Here is a 21,113-nt window from a genome sequence, read left to right as displayed (position 1 = left end):
ACTGGGGACTGGTACAACCTATGACGAAAGATGACTTGAAAAATAAGAAGATCGGTGTCCTGTATGGCGGGCTTTCCGCCGAACGGGAGGTGTCCCTGAAAAGCGGCGCAGCGGTCCATGGCGCCCTTCAGGACCAGGGCTACAATGCCGTCACCATCGACGTGGGGCGCGATCTGGCGAAAGCCCTGGAGCGGGAGCGGATTGAGGTGGCGTTTATCTGCCTCCATGGCCGCTACGGCGAGGACGGGGCGGTGCAGGGGCTGCTGGAGCTGATGGGGATTCCCTATACCGGTTCCGGTGTCCTGGCGAGCGCCCTGGCCATGAACAAGATATTCGCCAAGCAGGTCTTTGCCGCAAGCGGCCTGACCGTGGCATCGTACCGGGTACTGCGGCGAGGGGAGGAGTTGGAGCTCGCGGGACTCGACTTCGGGTTCCCCCTCGTGGTGAAGCCCTCCCAGGAGGGGTCATCGGTCGGGGTAAGCATCGTCAAGCAGGTGGAGAGCCTGCCGGCAGCCTTTGCCGAGGCATTTCGCTACGACGAGGAAATCCTCGTAGAGCAGTTCATCAAGGGGCGGGAGATCCAGGTCGGCATCCTGGACGACCATGCCATGGGTGCCATCGAGATCGTGCCGAAGAACGAGTTTTACGATTTCGAGGCCAAGTACACGGAGGGGATGGCGGAACATATCTGCCCCCCCGTCCTCCCTCCCGAACTGTACCTTCGCCTGCTTGCCCAGGGGGAGGCTGCCCACCGTGCCCTGGGGTGTTCAGGATACAGCCGGGTCGATTTCCTGGTGACGGAAGCGGGGGAATGCTATCTCCTGGAGGTGAACACCCTGCCGGGGATGACGGCCCTTTCCCTCCTCCCGGAAATTGCCCAGAAAGAGGCGGGAATCGGATTCGGAGAGCTGGTCGAGCGGATAGCCTGCGGCGCCGCCCAGAAAATAAACGGGTAGAGGGTTTGCCTTTCGTGACTGACTATGCGTGACCTGCACAAAAAAAAACCGAAGGTGGCGCCGAAGAACCGGCTGAAAAAGCCGCCCCGGCCCCCCATAAACTTCCGGGCCATCTTCAAGAAGGTAGCCCGGGCAGGGGGCATCGTCCTGGCGGGGGCGCTGGTCGTGGTAATCGTCTATCAGATCCACGGCGTGGTGTCCCGGGCCACGTTTCTCCGCCTGGAGCGGATAGAGGTTTCCCCCCTCAGCCGGTTGACGAGGGACGAGGTCATCGACCAGGCCGGGGTTAAACCGGGCGACGAGATGCTCGGATTGCGGTTGCGGCGCATCGGCGAAATGCTGGCAAAAAACCCCTGGGTCGAAAGTGTCAAGGTCCGGCGCTATTTCCCCCATACCCTGGCCATTGAAATAGCCGAACGGGAGCCGGTGGCGGTCATCAACATGGGGTTTCTCTACTACCTGGACAAACGGGGCGATGTCTTCAAGCCACTCACCGTCGGTGACCGCCTCGATTATCCCGTCGTTACCGGCGTCACGGAGGACGACCTGAGCAGGGACCCTGCCGGGAGCAAGGCCGCACTCCAGGGAGCCATCGAGCTGATGGGAATGCTCGGCAAGGGGGCGGTGTTCCGCCTGGAGGATGTGTCGGAGATCCATTTCGACAAGGGATTCGGGTATACCCTCTTCACGGCCCAGGGGGGGGTGCCGGTCCGGCTGGGGAACGGATCCCACGCTGACAAGCTGGCGCGGCTGGCGAGGATTTACGGCGACCTGCGGGCCCAGCTGCCCAGCCTGCAGTACATAGACCTGGACTACAACGACAAGATCATCGTTAAAAAGGGATAAGGGGGGGATAACATGACTTCAGGGAGACGGGACAACATCATCGTGGGTCTCGACATCGGGACCACGAAAATCTGCGCCATCGTCGGCAATCTGTCGGAGGACGGGCTCGATATCATCGGTATCGGCACCAGTCCGTCGCGGGGACTGCGCAAGGGTGTGGTCATCAACATCGAGAGTACCGTCGCCTCCATCAAGAAGGCGGTGGAAGAGGCGGAACTCATGGCCGGCTGCGAGATCAAGTCGGTGTACGCCGGTATCGCCGGAGGGCACATCAAGGGGTTCAACTCCCAGGGGATCATCGCCATCAAGAACCGCGAGGTGTCGCCGGAGGACGTGAAGAGGGTCATCGACGCCGCCAAGGCGATCGCCATCCCCATGGACCGGGAAGTGATCCACATTCTCCCCCAGGAGTTCATCATCGACGATCAGGACGGCATCCGCGAGCCCCTCGGCATGAGCGGGGTCCGGCTGGAGGCAAAGGTCCACATCGTTACCGGCGCGGTGGCGAGCGCCCAGAACATCATCAAGTCATGCAACCGGGCCGGTCTTGACGTGGCCGATATCGTCCTTGAGCAGCTGGCTTCCTCCGAGGCGGTTCTCTCCGCCGACGAGAAGGAGCTGGGGGTGGCCCTAGTGGACATCGGCGGCGGCACCACCGACATCGCCATCTTCGTGGACGGTGCCATCAAGCATACGTCGGTCCTCTCCCTGGGGGGGAACCACCTCACCAACGACATCGCGGTGGGGCTCAGAACCCCCATGGCGGAAGCGGAGAAGATCAAGCAGAAGTACGGTTGCTGCCTCGCCTCGCTGGTGGGGAAGGACGAGACCATCGAGGTGCCGAGCGTGGGAGGGCGCAAACCGCGTATCCTGTCGCGGCAGCTTCTGGCCGAGATCCTGGAGCCGCGGGTGGAGGAGATATTCACCCTGGTCAACCGTGAGATCGTAAAGAGCGGTTTCGAGGACCTCATCGCCTCCGGCGTGGTCATCACCGGCGGGAGCACCATTCTCCAGGGGATGCCCGAACTGGCGGAGCAGGTCTTCAATCTGCCGGTACGCCGCGGCGTCCCCCAGCAGATCGGCGGTCTGGTGGATGTGGTCAACTCGCCGGTCTACGCTACCGGCGTGGGGCTCGTGGTTTACGGCAGCAAGAACGTGGGGATCCGCGAGTTCCCCACGTCCCAGACCGACGAGAACCTGTTCCGGAGGGTGAGCAGGAGGATGAAAGAGTGGTTCGGTGAATTTTTCTAGGGGGAAACGTCGCGGTATCGACGTTTCGTGATCAGTTGGCATTAATCAATTCAATGGGGAGCACCACAAGAAAGGGGGAAGTAACATGTTTGAATTCGATGAGAGCATTGACCAGAGCGCGAAAATCAAGGTGATCGGGGTTGGGGGCGGCGGGGGGAACGCGGTCAACACCATGATCAGCTGCAGCATGAACGGGGTGGACTTCATTGTCGCCAACACCGATGCCCAGTCGCTCAGAAACGCCAAGGCGCCATCCAAGATCCAGCTCGGCGGCCAGCTGACCAAGGGGCTCGGCGCCGGTGCGAATCCGAACGTGGGGCGCGATGCGGCCATGGAAGACCGGGAGCGGATGGTGGAAGCGCTTAAGGGCGCAGACATGATCTTCATCGCCGCCGGAATGGGTGGCGGTACCGGTACCGGTGCGGCGCCGGTCATCGCCGAAGTGGCGAGGGAAGTGGGCGCGCTGACCGTCGGTGTGGTGACCAAGCCGTTCTCCCGCGAAGGCAAGCAGCGTCTGGCCAAGGCGGAAGAGGGTATCCGGGAGCTGAAGAAGCACGTTGACTCCCTCATCGTCATCCCCAATGACCGGCTTCTGGGTCTCGCCGGGAAGTCCATGACCATTCTCGATGCGTTCAAGCCGTCCGATGACGTGCTGCGCCAGGCGGTTCAGGGTATTTCCGACCTCATCACCGCCTCCGGCTTCATCAACGTGGACTTTGCCGACGTCAAGGCGATCATGAGCGAGCGCGGCATGGCCATGATGGGTATCGGTGTCGCCACCGGCGACAACCGGGCTGCGGAAGCGGCCACCAAGGCGATATCCAGCCCGCTTCTGGAAGATATCGATATCTCAGGCGCCAAAGGGGTGCTCGTGAACATCTCCGGTTCTTCCTCCATGACCATGGACGACTTCGACGCCGTCAACCGGATCATCCACGAGAAGGTCCACGAGGACGCCAACATCATCATCGGCGTGGTCATCGACGAGTCACTGACCGACACCATCAAGGTGACCGCCATAGCCACCGGCTTCGGTGACCGGTTCGACGTGCAGAAGAGCCGCCAGGAGCTGAAGGAGAATGTGGCGACCATGACCCCCCGGGTCAGTGAAATCAACCGGGAGATCCCGACGTTCATCCGCGAGAAGCACCAGCGGCAGGGGATCGCGCGGCAGAACAGCTTTTTCATGGATGAGGAGGAGCAGTACGATATTCCGACATTTCTCCGCAAGTCCGTCGACTAGCGGTTGAGGAACGCGCCTTTTCCGCCAGGGCTGCGTAAGTCTTCGGGTTTTCTTGTGCGGCGTAGCTGGGCTACGCCTCCGCGCGCTCCCTCGACAGCCTTGCCCTAACGAAAAAATCGCGTTCCGCTGGTGCTGTGAAATATGCACTGGTGATGAATTTTGTAATTTATTGGCAGTAGGTTCGTGTAACGCGTTCTGACCGGCGGTGGTCCCCCTGCCGCCGGCGAGGCTTTCCCTGCCCGGCCCTCCGTTTTTCCCCCTCCATGGGGGGCCGGGTCTTTTTCCCCTTTGTTCCCCTTCTGTTTCGTGGTACGTTTTTCCCATGTCCTGGAAAATAGTCGAAAAATACCGCCGGCTCCTGGCCGAGGAAGAGGGCGCATCGCCCCGTGGCTGGGGGGGGAAGCTGACGGTCTGCCTCGTCTACCCCAACCGCTATTACACAGCCATGAGCAATCTCGGCCTCCAGGCGGTGCATTCCCAGCTGAACGCCCATCCGGACGTGGTCTGCGAGCGGGCCTTCCTTCCCGATCCCGATGACCTTGCCGAGTACGAAAAGTCCCGCACCCCCCTCCTCTCCCTGGAGTCCCAGCGCCCCCTCACCGACTTCCACGTCATCGCCTTTTCCGTTTCCTTCGAGAGCGACTACCTCAACATGCCGGCCATCTTCCGCCTGGCGGGGATACCGCCGCTGGCGCAGGAGCGGGACGGTTCCCATCCCCTCGTGATGGCGGGTGGAGCGGCGCTGTTCCTCAACCCGGAGCCGGTGGCCGATTTTCTCGACCTGGTCTGCATCGGTGAGGCGGAGCCGCTTCTGCCGACCCTTCTCGATCTGCTCCGGAGCGGTGCGGGCGAGGGGCGGCAAGAATTGCTGGCCCGGGCCGCCCGGCTTCCCGGCATCTACGTTCCCTCCCTCCATGAGCTGGAATATGACGGGCTGCGGATTGTGACACGACGCCCCCTGGCCGGTGCGCCGGAGCTGGTGGAGCGGCAGTGGCTGGGGGAACTGGACCGGCACGCCACCACCTCCGAACTCCTCACTCCCCGGACCGAGTTTGCCGACATGTACCTCATCGAACTCTCCCGCGGCTGTCCACGTGGCTGCCGCTTCTGCGCGGCGGGCTTCATCTACCTCCCCTACCGGCAGCGTTCCCTGGAGGAGATCAAGGTTCAGGTGCGACGCGGGCTGAAAGAGCGGCAAAAGCTGGGTCTCGTGGGAGCGGCGGTTTCCGATTTCAAAGGGATCGGCGAGCTCTGCCGTTTCATCCTCCAGGAGGGGGGGAAGGTGTCGGTGTCGTCCCTGCGTCTCGACCAGCTTGACGGGGAGATGATCGCGGTCCTGAAGGCGAGCGGCCACAAGACCGTGGCCCTGGCGCCGGAAGGGGGGTCCCAGCGGCTGCGCAACCTGGTGAAGAAGGATATCACGGAGGATCAGATACTGGCCGCCTGCGACCTTCTCATCGGGAACGACATCCTCAACCTGAAGCTCTATTTCATCATCGGCCTCCCGACCGAAACCACGGCCGACCTGGAGGAGCTGGTTGTCCTGGTGGAGAAAATCCGCGCCCGGGTCATTGCCGCGGCCAAGGCAAACCGGCGCCTCGGCGAAGTGGTCCTCTCCGTCAACCCCTTCGTCCCTAAGCCGTTCACCCCCTTCCAGTGGTGCGGCATGGAAGACATGAAGTCGCTGGAAAAGAAAGGGCAATTTCTCAAGAAGTCAGTGGGACGGCTTTCCAACGTCCGCCTCCAGATGGAAAGCCCGCGGGAGGCTTACCTCCAGGCGCTTCTTTCCCGGGGGGACCGACGAATGGCGGCGCTGTTGCTCAAGGCGGACGAGACGGGAAGCTGGAAACGGGCGGCCAAGGCGCTCCAGTTCGATACGGACAGCTGGGTGTACCGGACCATCCCCCCGAACGAGATCCTTCCCTGGGATTTCATTGCCAGGGGGAGCCGGGAGCGGCTCGAACGGGAATACCGGCTGGCGTTTGTCGACCAAGCGTAAGCAATCAACCTATGTGGTTAAATCCAATGCATGTCGAGGAGGGAATACCATGGTGCATTTCAGGATGGTGGCGGTGATGGGGAGCTTCTGCTGTATGACCGGCCTGGCCGCCGCTGCGGGTGGCGATTTCAAGGAGCCGTACCGGCGGGGGGTGGAATTCAACAAAAAGGGGGAGTATGCCCAGGCCATTGAGCAGTACACCAGGGCGATTGCCCTCAAGAAAGACTCTGCCGAGCTCTATTTTGTCCGTGGCCGTGCCTACCGTCAGAACAGCCAGTACGACCAGGCCATTGCCGATCTCGGCAAGGCCGTCGCCCTGAAGCCTGCGTATGGGGAGGCGTACAACAGCCGTGGGGTTGCTTTCATCGGCAAGGGGGACAAGGAAAAGGCCCGGGCAGACTTCAAGAAGGCCTGCGACCTGGGGGACAAGGACGGTTGCGACAACCTGGCGAAACTCAAGGAGAAGAAATAGATCGAAAGATGCAGGGGGTCAGTTTCTTGCCAGGTCGGGTCGCACCCGTTTCGTCACCAGGATGACCACTCCGGCTACGGCAACTGAGACGACAAGGAGCGCGATGGAGACGAGGGCGTTATTGAGGAGGTTCGGGGCGACCAGGAGCACGGTGCCGAGAGCGAGCATCATGGTCCCGGAGATGAGTTTGAGGACCCGCCCTTCCCACGCGGTGAGCTTTCTCCCCCCCAGGGTCACGACGAACAGTGCGACTATGATCGCCAGGGGGACCATGTAAACTCCGTTGTAGAGGGCCAGATAGAGGTAGTGCTGGAGCGGCGTAAGGTGGTTGAGGGTGAGGACCCGGGTGTAGACCATGGGGAAGCCGGCGGTGCAGAGAAGTTCGTAGCTGTTGGCGGCAAGGGCCAGCACCACCGTGCCGGCGAGCATGGCAGGGAGGGCGCTTGCCCGCAGGAGGGCGCGCATCCGGGCGAAGAGCTTCGGTTTCGCCTCTTCGGGGATGGTGAGGGATACTCCCTTGTGGAACAGGAAAAAATCCTTGATGTTGATGAGGGCGATGACGACGGCGATCACCCCGGCCGCAACGGTCACCGCGGGCAGCTGGCCGACAAGGAGAAAGAGGTTGAGCCAGGCCGCCATGAAGAGGAAATAGACCACCCCCGAGCAGAGGACGAAGGTCCCGCCGATGATGAGCATCCTGCTCCGGGAGCGGGCGTGGACCAAAAGGCTTAAGAGGAAGAAGAGGACGAAGAAGGCGCAGGGGTTGAAGCTGTCGGCGGCGGCGATGATGACGGTGAAAAGGGGGAGGGAGACGGCGCTCCCTTCAAGCCGCCCGATGAACGGCAGGTAGATAGCGGTATCGGTTCCTGTCGTGCTCTTTCCTCCCTTCAGACCGACCAACTCTTTCTGCACGGCGTTCTCAATCTCCACACCCTTTTCCGTCGAAAATCCGGCGATGACTGTGGTGCCGACGAAGATCATCGGGACGCCGGTCGCCTCCACCCCGTAACGTTTCGCCGTATCTTCCAGGAGCGGCAGGTTTTCCCGGTGTGCCATCACCTCATAATCCCGGACCACGAGAGCCGGGTAGCGGCGCTGAAGTTCCTCCAGGAACGGTTTGGCCCGGGCGCAGTGGGGGCACCCTTCCCCCCAGAAAAATGAGAGAACGACCTTCCCCCCATCCTTTCCCACAGCTCCACGTTCCGCGGAGCCGGCAGCAGAAAAGCCCCCCAGCAGAACCAGAACCATCGCCGCGACTGTCAGTGCCAACCGTTTCATGGCGAACTATCCCGTCCGGAGCAGAGTGAAACAGGCGTATTCAACCTGCAAAGAGAAGCAGACGCTAGACGCAGAGACAAAGAAAAATCAGCCTGAAAGCAGGTACACACCAGCAAACCTGGTGCGTGCGAATCATGCGTCAGTTTCTATCAATCATACAAGTATACTGCGGTTCGTACCATCTGCAGGGGAGCTGCGAGACTTGAATGTACAGCTTGAGTAGTGGAAGGGGATAACGAGGCGTTATCGGTAGTAATCGAAGAGGAGCTTGGCGGTGATGGCGAGGGACATGGTGATGAAGATCGGTCGGACGAACCGTGCCCCTCGGGAGAGGACGAGGCCTGCGCCGACCTGGGCGCCGATGAGCTGCCCCACCCCCATCACCAGCCCGGCGGTGTAATAGACGTGCCCTCCGAGGATGAACATGGCGAGGGAAACGATGTTGCTCGTGAAGTTCATCACCTTGGTGTAGCCGGTGGCGGTGGTCATGTTGTAGCCGAGGCCGAGCATGAGCGCGATCACCCAGAAGGAGCCGGTACCGGGGCCGAAGAACCCGTCGTAGAAACCGATGGCGAGCCCGCCGCAGAGGTAGAAGGGGAACTTGGCCAGGCGGGGATGGATGTCCTCCAGCCCGAGGCGCGGGGTCAGCAGGGTGTAGATGGCGATGGCGAGGAGGAGGAAGGGGATGATGCCCCTGAGAAAGCCGGGGTCGAGGCGCTGCACCGTCAGCGCTCCGGCGGCGGCTCCGATGGCGGTGAAGGCGATCCCTTCCAGGCTCTCCTTGAGGGTGATGGTGCCGGCTCCGGCGAAGTGGGCCATGGCGCTTCCCGACCCGAAGGTGGACTGGAGCTTGTTGGTGCCGAGGGCATACTGGGGGGGGATGCCGGTCCAGAGGAGCACCGGAAGGGTGATCAGCCCGCCGCCGCCGGCGATTGCATCCACCAGCCCGGCGACGAGGCCGGTGGCGAAGAGAAGCGGCAGGAGCCAGTAGGAGATGGTCATGGGAGTTCCGGGTGGGCGAAGGGAAAGTGGGGACGGCGACCGGCACTATAGCACAACGGCGCCCTCTTGATAAGGTGGTATTCGCGGATGTCGACCGGCAGGTCAGCCGGCGAGGCGGAACGTCTGGTGGGTGGAGCCGACCGGTTCCATGGCGCCGTTGAAGGTCTGCTCGATGAACTCCACCAATCCGTCCCTTCCAACGAGCAGGACGGTGGCGGAGCGGGTGCCGTAGTCGGCGCTGGCGATATGGAGGGGGGAGAGGAGCCGTTCCCGTTCCAGGCCGACGCCGGTATCGGGGAGAAGCTGGTCAGCTGCCACGGTGCGGTCAGCGAGGATGGCGAACAGTTCCGCCGGTTCGATCCGGTCGTGGCGCTGCACGATATCGGCCAGGGCTGCCTTCCCCCGGCTCACCTTGGGCCAGGGGGTGTCCAGCAGCCGGTTGCTCAGGCCGTGGGTGTCGTGGGAAACGGGGGCAGGCGGGCCTCCCCGGTCGGAATAGTGCCAGAGGCTTTCCGGGGTGCCGCAGACGAGGTTGAAGCTGTTGTAGCCCGGGTTGCTCGCCGCAAGCTCGGCCAGGAACGTCTCGGCCGGAAGGGAGCTTTGCAGGAAGTCGCTCACGAGCAGGCCGCGGGAGGGGGCATTCGGCCGGTGCGAGGCCAGGTCCCGGTAGTTGGTGATGGCGGCGAGCCGGCCGGTGGTGGTGATGCCGAACCAGGTCCCCCCCACCTTCAGATCCCGTCCCGCCAGGATGGATGGATCGTCGTCCCAGAAGGCGGCCGGTGCTGTGGGGCGGTCGTAGAATTCGTCCCGGTTGGCGGCCAGGACCAGCCGGTAGAACGGGTGGCAGTCGTGGGCAAAGAGAATCAGGCACATGGCGTCAGCGGGGCTCCACCTCGAATGACTGGAAGTGGTGGATCTTGTCCCCATCTCCCCCTTCCGAGGCCCGGTAGCGGTAGAAGAGCCTGAGTTTTTCCGGTGTTTCTCCCGGGGCGAGGGGGAGGTTGAGGGTGAAGGGGGTGTCCTCGTCCATGGACAACTGGCGGGGGAAGAAGAAAAAGGTCGCCTCGGAGAGCTTTTTCCCTCTCCCGTCCAGGAGCGTGCCGGTAATTTCCAGATCGTGCACGGAGACATAGCGGGTGTTCCGGGCAAATCCCTCGACGGTATATGCCGTGGCTGACCGATCCACCCGCCAGGAGAGGGTCAGGTCGAACTGCTTATAGGTGCGGGGGTAGTGGGCCGGGTCGAAGCGGGGTTGCGCATACCCGTGGCAGGAAGCCAGCAGCAAAGCGGTTACTGCTACCATCATGAGCCGATATGTCATGTGCTCCTCCCTGAGACGGAGACGCTCCGTGTTGTTAACCACCCGAGGAAACCTGTCTGGCGTTAATCAGAAGGGACCTGACTACTCGTATTCCCCCCTCCTGCCTCCCCCCTCCGGGGGGAGAACACTTTGCCCTCCCCCAGCGGGGGAGGGTTGGGTGGGGGAAGAAACGATGCCGAGAAGTCAGCATGTTCCTTAGTAACCCCCGACAGTGCAACACATAGTATACACCATGAAGAGATGGAATCCACATGCATCGCATCAAGGGGAGAGGCCGGCGGACCGCCGGCCTTTTTGCTTCCGCCAGGGAGTGAAACAGGGTAGTATTCTGTCGCAAACGGAATTCAGCGTTGACGGGGAGGTCGAATGAAGAAGGGAAAGCCGGCGAAAAAGTATTCCCAGGCGGGACGGGTGCACGACATCATCCGCCTCATCGAGGCGCGCCACGGCATCACCATCGAGGAGCTGGCGGAAGAGGGGGGAGTGAACCGGCGCACCATCCACCGGGACCTGAATGCCATCCAGGAGGCGGGGTACCCCCTCGTCTCCGAATGGGAGGAGGGGCGCAAGGTCTACCGCTTCCTTACCCGCTTCAAGGACGTCCCCCCCATCAACTTCACCCTCCAGGAGCTGCTCACTCTCTCCTTTCTCCGCTCCCAGCTGGACTTCCTCAAGGGGACCCCCTTCCGGGACGACATGGAAGCGGTGTTCCGTAAGGTCAATTCTGTCCTCCCCCCCCGCTACGCGGCCCACATGGAGCGGATCGCCCGGGTGTCCCTGCCGCTGCTCCAGGGGGCGCGGGACTACGGGCGGGTGGCGGAAGAGCTGAAACTCCTGCGCGATGCCCTCCTCTACCAGTACCGGGTCACCATCGGCTACCGGGCAGGAGGGGAAGGGCGGGCGGCCTCCTACCAGGTTGACCCCTATACTCTCCTCTTCTACAAGGGGGGGCTCTACCTTCTCGGTTACGCCCATAACCGCAAGGCGCTCCGGACCTTTGCCGTGGAGCGGCTGACCAGGGTGGAGGTGACGCGGGAGCGCTTCGAGATGCCCGAGGATTTCCGGCCGGAGGAACAGCTGAAATCGGCCTTCGGCATAGTGGATGAGGCGGCGCTGCCGGTCCGGGTCCGGTTCGACGCCACCGTGGCCCACATGGTGCGGGACCGGCTCTGGCACCCGACCCAGCGGCTGGTGGAGGAAGAGGGGGGGAGTGTGGTCCTCTCTTTCCAGGCGGGGGGGCGGATGGAGATCGTCGCCTGGGTCCTCTCCTACGGCCGCCACGCCGAACTGCTGGAACCGGCGGAACTGCGGGAGGAGATGGGGAGTATCGCGGCGGAGCTGGCGGGGGTGTACGGCAAGGGGTAGCTTACCCCTTAGTAAAAGGCAGGGGCTCCCCGGCTGGTTCTTCGGCGCGGGTTTTTGCGGATAACCTGAACATCTGGGCAATGGTATAGGTATTGACGGTGGCGATGACGGCTTCGAGCAGGGTGCCGCCGATGGAGCCGCTGATGATGTTGTTCGCCAGCCAGCAGAAGGTGCTGACGAGAATCGCCAGCCGCAGGGGAATGCCCCGCATGGTGAACATGGCATAGGTAGAGATGCACGAGCCGATCACCGGCAGCCAGCCGGTGCCGTTTCCGGCAAGGGCAAGGCCGACGGAGACGTTGGCGGCGATTACGATGACGGTCAAGCTAAGGGAGCGGGTCTTCATCGCCAGGAACGAGCGGCCGCTGGTGATCAGCGCGCTCGCCGCGGCGGGGGTGTTCCCCAGCAGGAAGAAATGGACGGTGTAGGCGAGGCTTTCCAGGCCGACGTAGAACTTGAGAGGGCGGTCCTTCTTCTGGAAGAAGGCGATGACGCCGAGAACGAAGGCTACATATCCCACACACTGGGAGAGGGAGAAAAATTCCACCGGTCTACTCCTGCGACGGTTTCACTTCTGGCAACCATCGAATTTCTGTCGCTCATATCACTCTAGTCAAAGCTGGTGAGATGTTCAAGGGGAAAGATTCCCGATGCTTGCAGCCCTTAATCCCTTGACAGTTCTGTCTCTCGGGGTGTATGAAGGTTAGGGTTTTGTCATGTCGTGCCCGGGAGGGGTGGATGGAAGGCGGAAGCGCAGGTTAACAGGGTCGCTGTGTCAGCATGAGAGCTGATGGAGCGGCTTTTTTGTTCAAGAATGGACCTTGTTGGACCACCGACGTACGTTCTTAGGAACTTATCTCTCCCCTTCGAAGTTGGGAATGGAATTGAACGGTGATGAGACTGGACAAGCGGAAAGGATCTGCTGATTCATGAGCAAGAAAACTATCGAAGAGATTACCCTTAACGTTCAGAAGTTCTGCGAAGAACGTGACTGGGACCAGTTTCATGGGCCAAAAGATTTGGCCATTGGTGTCATAACGGAGGCTTCAGAGTTGCTCGAACATTTCCGCTTTCTTTCGGAAGAACAGGCGCTGGAACTTTTAAGCAATCCACAGCAGAAAGAGGAGATTGAGGACGAACTTTCCGATGTCCTCTTTTTTTTGCTTCGCTTCTCCCAGCGGTTCGATATCGATCTAACCAAGGCTTTGCTGCGGAAGATCGAGAAAAGTGAACGGAAATATCCCGTAGAGAAGGCAAAAGGGAAAAATACCAAATACACCAAGCTTTAAGCCAATATCAGAATTCACAGAGGCAAGCATTGATCGTCTATTCCGCCACTAAAGCCAGGTTTCACGATGATGTGATGACGAACGATATCGACGGCATCATTCATAGCGCCTTCGAGTCAGCCACGGGAAGGACTACCGGCAAGTCTGAAATCCATTCTTGGAAGAGCTCCTTGGAGTACATGGAGCGAGTTCTGAGAGACAACGAGATTCCCTTTGATGCCGGCGTTGCCATCGAGTACCACCTCCCGCAGACCTCCAAACGCATCGACTTCATCCTTACCGGCCAGGACAGGGACCGGCGCGAGTCGGCCATTCTCGTCGAACTGAAGCAGTGGGAGAAAGCAGAGTTGACTCGGAGCGATGCCATCGTCATCACGCGGTTCAAGCGCGGTCCCGCCGAAACCCTCCACCCGTCCTACCAGGCATGGTCCTACAAGCAACTGCTGGAAGACTTCAACCAGACCGTACAGGAAGAGCATATAGGGCTGTACCCGTGCGCCTACCTGCATAACTACGAAGACGACGGGGTGATCACCAATCCGTTCTACGGGGATTACCTCAAAAAAGCACCGGTTTTCCTCAAGCCCGATGCCCTGAAGCTGCAGCAGTTCATCAAGTCCCACGTCAGGTACGGCGACACGACCCGGATCATGTACCGGATCGAGCACGGCAAGATCAAGCCGTCCAAGAACCTAGCCGACGAGTTGGCGTCAATGCTCCACGGCAACCGGGAATTCGTCCTGATCGACGACCAGAAGATGGTGTTCGAGAAGGCGAAATGGCTGGCAGAGCAGGCTTCGGAGCGTGACAAGAAGGTCCTGATCGTCGAGGGGGGACCGGGTACCGGCAAGTCGGTCGTGGCGATCAATTCCCTAGTGTCGCTTACCGGCAAGGATCACGTCGTTCAGTATGTCACCCGCAACTCGGCCCCCCGGCTCGTCTATGAGGCACGACTTACCGGCCACTTCAGGAAGACACGCATCTCCAATATGTTTTCCGGTTCGGGTTCGTTCCATGCGGTTCCACCCAATACGTTCGATTGTCTCATTGTTGATGAGGCGCATCGGCTGAACGAGAAGTCCGGCATGTTCAGCCACCTGGGGGAGAACCAGATCAAGGAGATCATCAGCGCCAGTAAGCTGAGTATTTTCTTCATCGACGAAGACCAAAAGGTGACCCTGAAGGATATCGGTGACAAGGAGGCAATCCGCACCTGGGCGAAGAAACTCGGTGCGGAGGTCGTTGAGGTGAGCCTGGAATCCCAGTTCCGGTGCAATGGTTCCAATGGCTACCTGGCGTGGCTCGACAACAGCCTGCAGATTTGTGAGACGGCAAATGAAACTTTGGATACCCGTGAATACGACTTCCGCATCGTCGACTTCCCGGCGGAGTTGCACGACCTGATCCGGGAGAAGAACAAGCTAAGCAACAAGGCGCGGATGGTGGCCGGCTACTGCTGGGACTGGATCAGTAAGAAGAATCCCATGCTGAAGGACATAGTCATCGGCGACTACCGAGCAACCTGGAACCTGGAGACTGACGGCCAGGCATGGATCATCAAACCCGACTCAGCCAGTGAGGTGGGGTGCATCCATACCTGCCAGGGGTTAGAGGTAGACTATATTGGCGTCATCGTCGGGCCGGACCTCGTCGTCCGCGACGGCCGCGTGCTGACCCGGCCGGCCGAGCGGTCGAGAATGGACAAGTCCATTCAGGGGTGGAAAAAGTTGCTCAAGGACGATCCCGAAGGGGGGGCAGTACGGCTCGACGCCATCATCAAGAACACCTACCGGACCCTCATGACCCGCGGTCAGAAGGGGTGCTACGTTTACTTCGTCGATGATGAAACGCGCCGGTTCTTCGCCGGCCGGATGCAGGCCGTCCCGGCAGTGGAGGCGGTCACCGAGAAGCCGGTGATGCCGGCACATGAAGAACCTGCAACGGTTCTGCCGTTTCGCCGTTTAGGGCCGGGTGAAGTACGGCCGTACGAGAACTGTGTGCCGCTCTACGACCTCAAGATCGCCGCCGGCGGGTTCAGTGACGAGCAGCAGCTTGACGACTGTGAATGGGTAGAATTACCGGAAGCTTTTCGTTCACAAAAGGGTCTTTTTGTTGCCCAAGTAGTGGGTGAATCTATGAATAGGAGAATTCCAAATGGGGCGTGGTGCTTATTTCGAATCGCTTCAGCAGGTTCACGTAACGGCAAGGTCGTCCTGGCTTCGCATCGGGAGATTGCCGATACTGATACCAGCGGCCATTACACCGTCAAAATTTACGAGAGTACGAAGGAGAACCTTGCTGATGGTTCGTGGCGGCACTTATCAATCATTTTGCGACCGGACAGTTATCTGCCAGGATATGAACCGATTGTCCTGAGTAAGGATCAGGCGGAGGAGTTGCGGGTGGTTGCGGAGTTAGTGGTGGTGCTTGGATGAAATACTGCTTCAGACGATCCAGCAACGAGCATTTGTGGGCGAATAGGCGTCTGAAATAAGGGGGATTGTGGGGGAGAGTCTTAGCGGGAAGTATCAGAAGATTCTTTCTCGGCCTTTTCTCTATCGAAACGATCCAAATCTTCTTCGGTGATATAAATACCTTCAATGGCACTGGAAGAGATGATTGACCTGCGCATCATCTTCTTTCGCATTTCCGGATCTCTCAGATAAGGATTGGTTTCAAGAAGTGACTTTTTCATGAACAAATCATACCATGTTCACCGAGTAGAACCGAGGGATTTTAAGTCCCTTACGAGCACAAGAACCTGAATCTTGCGTGCCCATGACTTGGTCTTCGGGTTATGCGCCTGACGGGCTTACGCATCAGATCCTAAGTCTGGTGTGTTGTAACCCACGGCTTAGAAGGCCGTTGCTCGGATACTAACAGAAATGGCAACAGTTTCCATTTTGGAAATAGCTGCCACCTCTTTTCACTTGATGCATTTTTTGCACAAACTGGAACGACCGAGAAATACTCGGTAGTTCAGCGGCGACTAAACAGTCAAAGGAAAGTAGTGATATGAATTCCGAGAAGGGCGATATTGTTATTTATCAGGCTGAGACCGGCGCAACAGCTCTCCAGGTTCATCTTGATCACGATACTGTCTGGTTGACCCAGAAGCAAATTGCAGAGCTGTTCCAGCGTGAGCGAAGCGTTATAACCAAGCATCTGCGTAATGTTTTTGCTGAGGGGGAGCTGGATGAAAAAAGCAATGTGCAAAATATGCACTTTGCTTTTTCCGACAAGCCGGTGACTATGTACAACCTCGACGTCATCATCTCCGTCGGCTACCGGGTCAAGTCCCAGCAGGGGACCCGCTTCCGACAGTGGGCGACCCAGGTGCTGCGCGACCATATCGTCAAGGGGTACACGGTCAACGAGCAGCGGTTGCGGGAGGAGTCGGCCAAGCTGCAGGAGATGCGGCGGACCATGGAGTTGCTGGAGCGCACCCTGACGACGCAGAAACTAGTGAGCGACACGGGTAAAGATGTCCTGCGGGTCATCAACGATTATGCCTATGCTCTGGCGACTCTGGACCGCTACGACCACGGCACCCTGGCCATCGAGGGAACAACCCGCCAGGTGTTGCACTCCATCGACTACGCCGAGGGGATCGGCATCGTCAATGCCATGAAAGGCGAGTTCGACGGCCTGTTCGGTCTGGAAAAGGACCAAGGGTTCAAGAGTGCTCTCGGCACCATCTACCAGACCTTCGACGGCAAGGAGCTCTACCCCAGCGTTGAGGAGAAGGGGGCGAACCTCCTCTACTTCGTCGTCAAGAACCACGCTTTCAGCGACGGCAACAAGCGGATCGCCGCCGCCCTGTTTATCTACTTTCTTGGCATGAACGCCATTCTCTACCGCCCCGATGGCTCCAAAAGGCTGGCCGACAATGCCTTGGTGGCATTGACCCTGCTGATAGCCGAAAGCAAACCAGAAGAGAAGGAAACGATCGTTAAGGTGATCGTCAATCTGATAAACCGATGCAACGACTGATCATGACACACCAGCATCCAAAGCTCGCGGGGAACAGCTCCGGCTGGTCGCCGAGGATGTTGGAGAGGAAGAACAGCTCCCGTCCCCGCACGTTGACAAACCACCCGCAATGCTCTATACAATAAGACTTTCGGGGGTATGCCGTGGAAGAGAACCTGACTACACCTTTGCTGAAGATTATCGTCGACCGTATCGGGGCCCGGGGACCGCTCACCTTTGCCGAGTACATGGCCGCCTGCCTCTACGAGCCGGGTCTCGGCTACTACACGTCGCCGGGGCGCAAGGTGGGGGCGGAGGGGGATTTCTACACGAGCAGCAACGTCCACGAGGTGTTCGGCCGGCTCATCGGCCGGGAGATATGCCGCATGTGGGAGATCATGGGGCAACCCGCCGGTTTCCAGATCGTCGAAGTCGGGGCGGGGAACGGCCGCCTGGCCAGTGATATCGTCGGCGCCATTGCCGAGCTCGCTCCGTCTCTTTATGCAGGCCTCACCTATCGCTTCATCGAGGCAGAGCCGTCCCTGGCCGATGCCCAGCGCCTCATGCTGGGAGAGCATGCCGCCAGGGGTGCCTGGAGCTCCCCCGCCGACCTGGCCGCCGGCGATCTTGCCATCACCGGCTGCATCCTTTCCAACGAACTGATCGACGCCCTGCCGACCCATATGGTGGAAATGACCGCCGACGGATTGCGGGAGGTGTACGTGACCGCCCGGGACGGCGAGCTGGCGGAAGTGCTGGAAGCGCCATCCACGCCGGATCTCCAGGCCTACCTGGACCGGATCGGCATCCGGCTGGTGGAGGGGCAGCGGGCCGAGATCAACCTGGCGGCCGGCAACTGGCTGGCCGGGGTCGCCCGTTCCCTGGTCCGCGGCTTCGTCATGACCATCGACTACGGCTACCCTGCCGCTGAACTCTACTCTTCCCATCGCCTCAACGGCACCCTCCTCTGCTACCACCGCCATACCATCGAGGAAAACCCCTACATCCGCCCCGGCGAGCAGGACATCACGAGCCATGTGGACTTCACCAGCCTGAGCCTGCGTGGCGCCGAACTGGGACTTCAGGATGTCTGGTTCGGCGAGCAGTACCGCTTTCTCATGGGGGCGGGGATGATGGAGGAGCTCCTGGCCCTGGAGGCAAAGGCCACCACCGAGCCGGAGCGGATCAGGCACCGGTTGGCTTTGAAGAAGCTGCTTCTCCCCGACGGCGGCATGGGGGACACCTTCAGGGTCCTCATCCAGTCCAGGGGGGTGGAGAATCCCCGGCTCCTCTGCATGCGGGACTGGGGCAAAAGCTTTTGACAGTTACCCGCCAGCTGTTAGACTTAAAGACTGTCCGCGACGCCCGTCGCGGATAGTTCCCTCATGCAGGCCGGTTCTCCGCGAAACCCGGCCGATCCCCCCCCGCGGGGAGCGAAAGGACGCTTCGACGTGCTGAACGATCTGCGAGCAATTGTCTTCGACCTCGATGGTACCCTCTATGTCAGCAATGACCTCGGCCGGGAGATCAACCTGGCTGCCAGCCGCTACATCGCCGAACTGAAGCGGATCGACCTGGTGGGGGCTGCGGCGCTCATCCGGGCCACCAAGAAGATGCTGTCGGCGGCGAGCGGCGTCGATACACCCCTCACCATGGCCATCATAGAGCTGGGAGGGGATGTCCGCGAACTGCACCGGCGGTTTTCGACGGAGATTGAGCCGGAGCGCTACCTGAAGCGGGACGAGCGGGTGGGGGAACTCCTCCGGGTCCTGGGTGAGAGTTTCGAACTCGCCATTTACACCAACAATAACCGCGCCCTGACGAACCGGATCATGAAGTCCCTCGGGGTCGGCGGGATGTTCAACCACGTTTTCACCATTGAGGACACCTGGCGCCCCAAACCGGACCAGCCAACTCTGGACGGTATACTCCAGGCCATGGGGCGAAAGCCGGTGGAGTGTCTCTTCGTCGGAGACCGCTACGACATCGACCTGCGCCTTCCCGCGTCCCTCGGGAGCGCGGTATTCCTGGCGAAGAACGTGGAGGAGCTGCTGAACCTGATAAAATTCACGAGCGAGGAGAGCTGATGAGCGAGGAGAGGAAAGCGGTGCTGGACGCGATCATGCGGGCCATGGAGATCGAGAAGGAAACCTTCGACTACTACACGAAGGCCGAGCAGAAGACCTTCAATCCGGGGGGAAAGAAGGTGTTCCACTGGCTGGCGCGGACCGAGGAGGCGCATTACCTGAAGCTCAACGAGCTCTATACCTCCCTGCACGAAGGGGGCCGCTGGGTATTCTATGGCGGTTCCACCATCGAACTTGAGCCGGACGGGCCGGCAGAGAAGCACGTCGGTTTCGATACGGGGGACCGGGAGGCGCTGGAGATCGCCCAGGAGATCGAGAAGAAGGGGATTGCCTACTACGGCGACCTCATCGGGAAGACCACCGACCCGGACGGCAAGGGAATGCTGCAGACCTTGCTGGACGAGGAGCGGGAGCATCTGCGGGTGATCACGGAGAAACTGAACGGACTAAAGTAGGAAATGGCCCTTTTCCGCCCTATCTGCGTAAGTCTTCGGGATCACTTGTGCGGCGTAGCAGTGCTACGCCTCCGCGCAATCCCTCGACAGCCTTGATAGGACGAAAAATTGCTCATTTCTGGTGATGTAGGAAGTTTTCAGGGAGCAAGCTTGGAAACATACCCATGACTACACGGACGGAAAAGGATACCCTCGGGCTTGTCGAGGTCCCGGCGGACGCCTACTACGGGGCGCAGACGGCACGGGCGGTGGCCAATTTTCCCATTTCCGGGCTTCGTCCCCACCCCGCGCTGGTTTGGGGGACCCTGGTCATCAAGAAATGCGCCGCCAGGGCCAATATGGCCACGGGGCGGTTGCCCGTAGAGATCGGCGATGCCATCGTCCGGGCCGCCGACGAGGCCCTGGCTGGCCGGTTCGATGCCGATTTCGTGGTGGACCCCTTCCAGGCGGGGGCCGGTACCTCCCATAACATGAACGTCAACGAGGTGCTCGCCAACCGGGCCGAAGAGCTTCTCGGGGGAGAACGCGGCGTCTACGGCCGGGTGAACCCCAATGACCATGTCAATATGGCCCAGTCCACCAACGATGTCATCCCCACCGCCATGCGGCTGGCCGCCCTGCGCCTCCATGCCTCCCTCGGACCGGCCCTGGCGGGACTGGTTGCCTCCCTGCTCAGGAAGGGGAAAGAGTTCGATCAGGTCCTGAAGTCGGGTCGTACCCATCTCCAGGACGCGGTGCCCCTTCGCCTCGGTCAGGAATTCGAGGCCTACGCGGTGGCACTGGAGAAGAACCTGACGGGACTGGAGCGGACGCTCCCCGGCCTGTGCGAGCTGGGGCTCGGCGGCACCGCCATCGGCACCGGCCTCAACGCCGAACCCCGCTACATCGAGCTGGTGGTGGCGGAACTGGCCCGGGAGACGGGATTTCCCTTGCGGGGGACGGCAAACCTGGTGGAGACGACCCAGAACATGGACCCTTTCGTGGCCTGCAGCGCGGCCCTCAAGGGGACGGCAATCAACCTGGTCCGGATCGCCAACGACCTGCGCCTGCTCGCCTCCGGCCCCCGCACCGGCCTTAACGAGATCGCCCTGCCGGCGCTGCAGCCCGGCTCCTCCATCATGCCGGGGAAGGTGAACCCGGTGCTGCCGGAGGTGACCGACATGGTGGGGTTCCAGGTCATCGGTGCCGATACGGTCATCACCCTGGCGGCCCAGGCAGGTCAGCTGGAGCTCAACGTCATGATGCCGGTGATCGCCCACAACCTCCTCTTTGCCATGGGGATCCTCCGGAATACGGTGGTCAGGCTGGCGGAAGGGTGTATCGACGGGATCACCGCCAATGTCGAGCGGTGCCGGCGCTACCTGGACGATTCCCTCGGCCTGGTGACGGTGCTGGCCCCCTACATAGGCTACGCGGCGGCGGCCGACGTGGCCAAGGAGTCGGCCCGGACCGGCGAGAGTATCAGGGATATCGTGCTGGCCCGTCGGCTCCTGGAGCCGGAGCGGCTGGCGGCCATCATGGAGCCCTATCCCCTGACGAGCCCGGGGGTGCCGGGGAAAAGCGGTGACCAGTGAATG

20 protein-coding genes are annotated in these 21,113 nt (G+C 60.7%); 14 read left to right on the top strand and 6 right to left on the bottom strand.

Annotated elements, in window-relative coordinates; translation table 11 throughout:
- The first annotated feature begins 20 nt into the window (after positions 1 to 20).
- The 6 genes from KI810_RS09590 (at position 21) to KI810_RS09565 (ending at position 6,767) form a co-directional block, all read left to right on the top strand.
- Entirely contained in the window at positions 21 to 956 is a 936-nt protein-coding gene (locus tag KI810_RS09590; protein ID WP_214175315.1) for a D-alanine--D-alanine ligase, read from the top strand.
- Positions 957 to 980: 24 nt separating this feature from the next.
- Entirely contained in the window at positions 981 to 1,802 is an 822-nt protein-coding gene (locus KI810_RS09585; protein ID WP_214175314.1) for a cell division protein FtsQ/DivIB, read from the top strand.
- Between the two features lie 12 nt (positions 1,803 to 1,814).
- Entirely contained in the window at positions 1,815 to 3,053 is a 1,239-nt protein-coding gene (gene ftsA, locus KI810_RS09580) for a cell division protein FtsA (protein WP_214175313.1), read from the top strand.
- Positions 3,054 to 3,138: 85 nt separating this feature from the next.
- On the top strand, positions 3,139 to 4,296 hold the full coding sequence (ftsZ, locus tag KI810_RS09575) for a cell division protein FtsZ (protein WP_214175312.1): 1,158 nt from the start codon (positions 3,139 to 3,141) through the stop codon (positions 4,294 to 4,296).
- A 322-nt stretch (positions 4,297 to 4,618) separates the two neighbouring features.
- Positions 4,619 to 6,295 carry a radical SAM protein gene (locus tag KI810_RS09570; protein WP_214175311.1) on the top strand — a complete coding sequence of 559 codons (1,677 nt, stop codon included), beginning with the start codon at positions 4,619 to 4,621 and terminating at the stop codon, positions 6,293 to 6,295.
- 49 nt (positions 6,296 to 6,344) lie between these two features.
- The gene (locus KI810_RS09565) at positions 6,345 to 6,767 is read left to right on the top strand and encodes a tetratricopeptide repeat protein (RefSeq protein ID WP_214175310.1); all 423 of its coding nucleotides are present in this window, start codon (positions 6,345 to 6,347) and stop codon (positions 6,765 to 6,767) included.
- An 18-nt stretch (positions 6,768 to 6,785) separates the two neighbouring features.
- Here the strand turns inward: KI810_RS09565 and KI810_RS09560 are convergent, their stop codons facing one another.
- The 4 genes from KI810_RS09560 to KI810_RS09545 form a co-directional block, all read right to left on the bottom strand.
- The gene (locus tag KI810_RS09560; protein WP_214175309.1) at positions 6,786 to 8,045 is read right to left on the bottom strand and encodes a glutaredoxin family protein; all 1,260 of its coding nucleotides are present in this window, start codon (positions 8,043 to 8,045) and stop codon (positions 6,786 to 6,788) included.
- A gap of 243 nt (positions 8,046 to 8,288) precedes the next feature.
- A complete protein-coding gene (locus KI810_RS09555; protein WP_214175308.1) occupies positions 8,289 to 9,047 on the bottom strand; it encodes a TSUP family transporter in 759 nt (252 codons plus the stop codon).
- Positions 9,048 to 9,149: 102 nt separating this feature from the next.
- Entirely contained in the window at positions 9,150 to 9,920 is a 771-nt protein-coding gene (locus KI810_RS09550; RefSeq protein WP_214175307.1) for an NRDE family protein, read from the bottom strand.
- Between the two features lie 4 nt (positions 9,921 to 9,924).
- A complete protein-coding gene (locus KI810_RS09545) occupies positions 9,925 to 10,368 on the bottom strand; it encodes a hypothetical protein (protein WP_214175306.1) in 444 nt (147 codons plus the stop codon).
- A 366-nt stretch (positions 10,369 to 10,734) separates the two neighbouring features.
- Here KI810_RS09545 and KI810_RS09540 point away from each other — a divergent pair, with 366 nt between their 5' ends.
- Positions 10,735 to 11,733 carry a helix-turn-helix transcriptional regulator gene (locus KI810_RS09540; RefSeq protein WP_214175305.1) on the top strand — a complete coding sequence of 333 codons (999 nt, stop codon included), beginning with the start codon at positions 10,735 to 10,737 and terminating at the stop codon, positions 11,731 to 11,733.
- Position 11,734: 1 nt separating this feature from the next.
- Here KI810_RS09540 and KI810_RS09535 read toward each other — a convergent pair whose 3' ends face one another.
- The gene (locus KI810_RS09535; RefSeq protein ID WP_214175304.1) at positions 11,735 to 12,280 is read right to left on the bottom strand and encodes a YgjV family protein; all 546 of its coding nucleotides are present in this window, start codon (positions 12,278 to 12,280) and stop codon (positions 11,735 to 11,737) included.
- A 382-nt stretch (positions 12,281 to 12,662) separates the two neighbouring features.
- Between KI810_RS09535 and KI810_RS09530 the strand changes: the two genes are divergently transcribed.
- Together KI810_RS09530 and KI810_RS09525 are read left to right on the top strand one after the other, a co-directional pair.
- Positions 12,663 to 13,022, top strand: coding sequence for a nucleotide pyrophosphohydrolase (locus KI810_RS09530; protein ID WP_214175303.1), 360 nt, complete (start codon positions 12,663 to 12,665; stop codon positions 13,020 to 13,022).
- 74 nt (positions 13,023 to 13,096) lie between these two features.
- Positions 13,097 to 15,457 carry a DNA/RNA helicase domain-containing protein gene (locus KI810_RS09525; RefSeq protein ID WP_246525447.1) on the top strand — a complete coding sequence of 787 codons (2,361 nt, stop codon included), beginning with the start codon at positions 13,097 to 13,099 and terminating at the stop codon, positions 15,455 to 15,457.
- Positions 15,458 to 15,537: 80 nt separating this feature from the next.
- Here KI810_RS09525 and KI810_RS09520 read toward each other — a convergent pair whose 3' ends face one another.
- Positions 15,538 to 15,717 (bottom strand): hypothetical protein, encoded by a 180-nt coding sequence (locus KI810_RS09520; protein ID WP_214175301.1) that lies wholly within the window; start codon positions 15,715 to 15,717, stop codon positions 15,538 to 15,540.
- Positions 15,718 to 16,037: 320 nt separating this feature from the next.
- Between KI810_RS09520 and KI810_RS09515 the strand changes: the two genes are divergently transcribed.
- The 5 genes from KI810_RS09515 to KI810_RS09495 all read left to right on the top strand — a co-directional run bounded on the left by KI810_RS09515 (position 16,038) and on the right by KI810_RS09495 (position 21,110).
- Positions 16,038 to 17,015 (top strand): virulence RhuM family protein/type II toxin-antitoxin system death-on-curing family toxin, encoded by a 978-nt coding sequence (locus KI810_RS09515; protein ID WP_214175300.1) that lies wholly within the window; start codon positions 16,038 to 16,040, stop codon positions 17,013 to 17,015.
- A 143-nt stretch (positions 17,016 to 17,158) separates the two neighbouring features.
- Positions 17,159 to 18,316 carry a class I SAM-dependent methyltransferase gene (locus KI810_RS09510; RefSeq protein ID WP_343213486.1) on the top strand — a complete coding sequence of 386 codons (1,158 nt, stop codon included), beginning with the start codon at positions 17,159 to 17,161 and terminating at the stop codon, positions 18,314 to 18,316.
- Positions 18,317 to 18,379: 63 nt separating this feature from the next.
- Entirely contained in the window at positions 18,380 to 19,081 is a 702-nt protein-coding gene (locus KI810_RS09505) for an HAD family hydrolase (RefSeq protein ID WP_246525445.1), read from the top strand.
- Complete coding sequence (locus tag KI810_RS09500) at positions 19,081 to 19,536, top strand: ferritin family protein (RefSeq protein ID WP_214175299.1); 456 nt, start codon at positions 19,081 to 19,083, stop codon at positions 19,534 to 19,536. Before KI810_RS09505 ends, KI810_RS09500 begins: the two co-directional genes overlap by 1 nt.
- Positions 19,537 to 19,700: 164 nt before the next feature.
- The gene (locus KI810_RS09495) at positions 19,701 to 21,110 is read left to right on the top strand and encodes an aspartate ammonia-lyase (RefSeq protein ID WP_214175298.1); all 1,410 of its coding nucleotides are present in this window, start codon (positions 19,701 to 19,703) and stop codon (positions 21,108 to 21,110) included.
- The last annotated feature ends 3 nt before the right edge of the window (positions 21,111 to 21,113 follow it).

This window comes from Geomobilimonas luticola, assembly GCF_018476905.1.
Taxonomy (GTDB): Bacteria; Desulfobacterota; Desulfuromonadia; order Geobacterales; family Geobacteraceae; genus Geomobilimonas; species Geomobilimonas luticola.
The sequence above is the reverse complement of the archived record's forward strand: the minus strand, read 5'-3'. Positions and strand labels throughout refer to the sequence as shown.

Bases quoted from the DNA above. Each gene is read 5' to 3' on its own strand.
- KI810_RS09590 (WP_214175315.1), top strand. From the start codon at position 21: ATGACGAAAGATGACTTGAAAAATAAGAAGATCGGTGTCCTGTATGGC.
- KI810_RS09585 (WP_214175314.1), top strand. From the start codon at position 981: ATGCGTGACCTGCACAAAAAAAAACCGAAGGTGGCGCCGAAGAACCGG.
- ftsA (WP_214175313.1), top strand. From the start codon at position 1,815: ATGACTTCAGGGAGACGGGACAACATCATCGTGGGTCTCGACATCGGG.
- ftsZ (WP_214175312.1), top strand. From the start codon at position 3,139: ATGTTTGAATTCGATGAGAGCATTGACCAGAGCGCGAAAATCAAGGTG.
- KI810_RS09570 (WP_214175311.1), top strand. From the start codon at position 4,619: ATGTCCTGGAAAATAGTCGAAAAATACCGCCGGCTCCTGGCCGAGGAA.
- KI810_RS09565 (WP_214175310.1), top strand. From the start codon at position 6,345: ATGGTGCATTTCAGGATGGTGGCGGTGATGGGGAGCTTCTGCTGTATG.
- KI810_RS09560 (WP_214175309.1), bottom strand. From the start codon at position 8,045: ATGAAACGGTTGGCACTGACAGTCGCGGCGATGGTTCTGGTTCTGCTG.
- KI810_RS09555 (WP_214175308.1), bottom strand. From the start codon at position 9,047: ATGACCATCTCCTACTGGCTCCTGCCGCTTCTCTTCGCCACCGGCCTC.
- KI810_RS09550 (WP_214175307.1), bottom strand. From the start codon at position 9,920: ATGTGCCTGATTCTCTTTGCCCACGACTGCCACCCGTTCTACCGGCTG.
- KI810_RS09545 (WP_214175306.1), bottom strand. From the start codon at position 10,368: ATGACATATCGGCTCATGATGGTAGCAGTAACCGCTTTGCTGCTGGCT.
- KI810_RS09540 (WP_214175305.1), top strand. From the start codon at position 10,735: ATGAAGAAGGGAAAGCCGGCGAAAAAGTATTCCCAGGCGGGACGGGTG.
- KI810_RS09530 (WP_214175303.1), top strand. From the start codon at position 12,663: ATGAGCAAGAAAACTATCGAAGAGATTACCCTTAACGTTCAGAAGTTC.
- KI810_RS09525 (WP_246525447.1), top strand. From the start codon at position 13,097: ATGACGAACGATATCGACGGCATCATTCATAGCGCCTTCGAGTCAGCC.
- KI810_RS09520 (WP_214175301.1), bottom strand. From the start codon at position 15,717: ATGAAAAAGTCACTTCTTGAAACCAATCCTTATCTGAGAGATCCGGAA.
- KI810_RS09515 (WP_214175300.1), top strand. From the start codon at position 16,038: ATGAATTCCGAGAAGGGCGATATTGTTATTTATCAGGCTGAGACCGGC.
- KI810_RS09505 (WP_246525445.1), top strand. From the start codon at position 18,380: ATGCAGGCCGGTTCTCCGCGAAACCCGGCCGATCCCCCCCCGCGGGGA.
- KI810_RS09500 (WP_214175299.1), top strand. From the start codon at position 19,081: ATGAGCGAGGAGAGGAAAGCGGTGCTGGACGCGATCATGCGGGCCATG.
- KI810_RS09495 (WP_214175298.1), top strand. From the start codon at position 19,701: ATGACTACACGGACGGAAAAGGATACCCTCGGGCTTGTCGAGGTCCCG.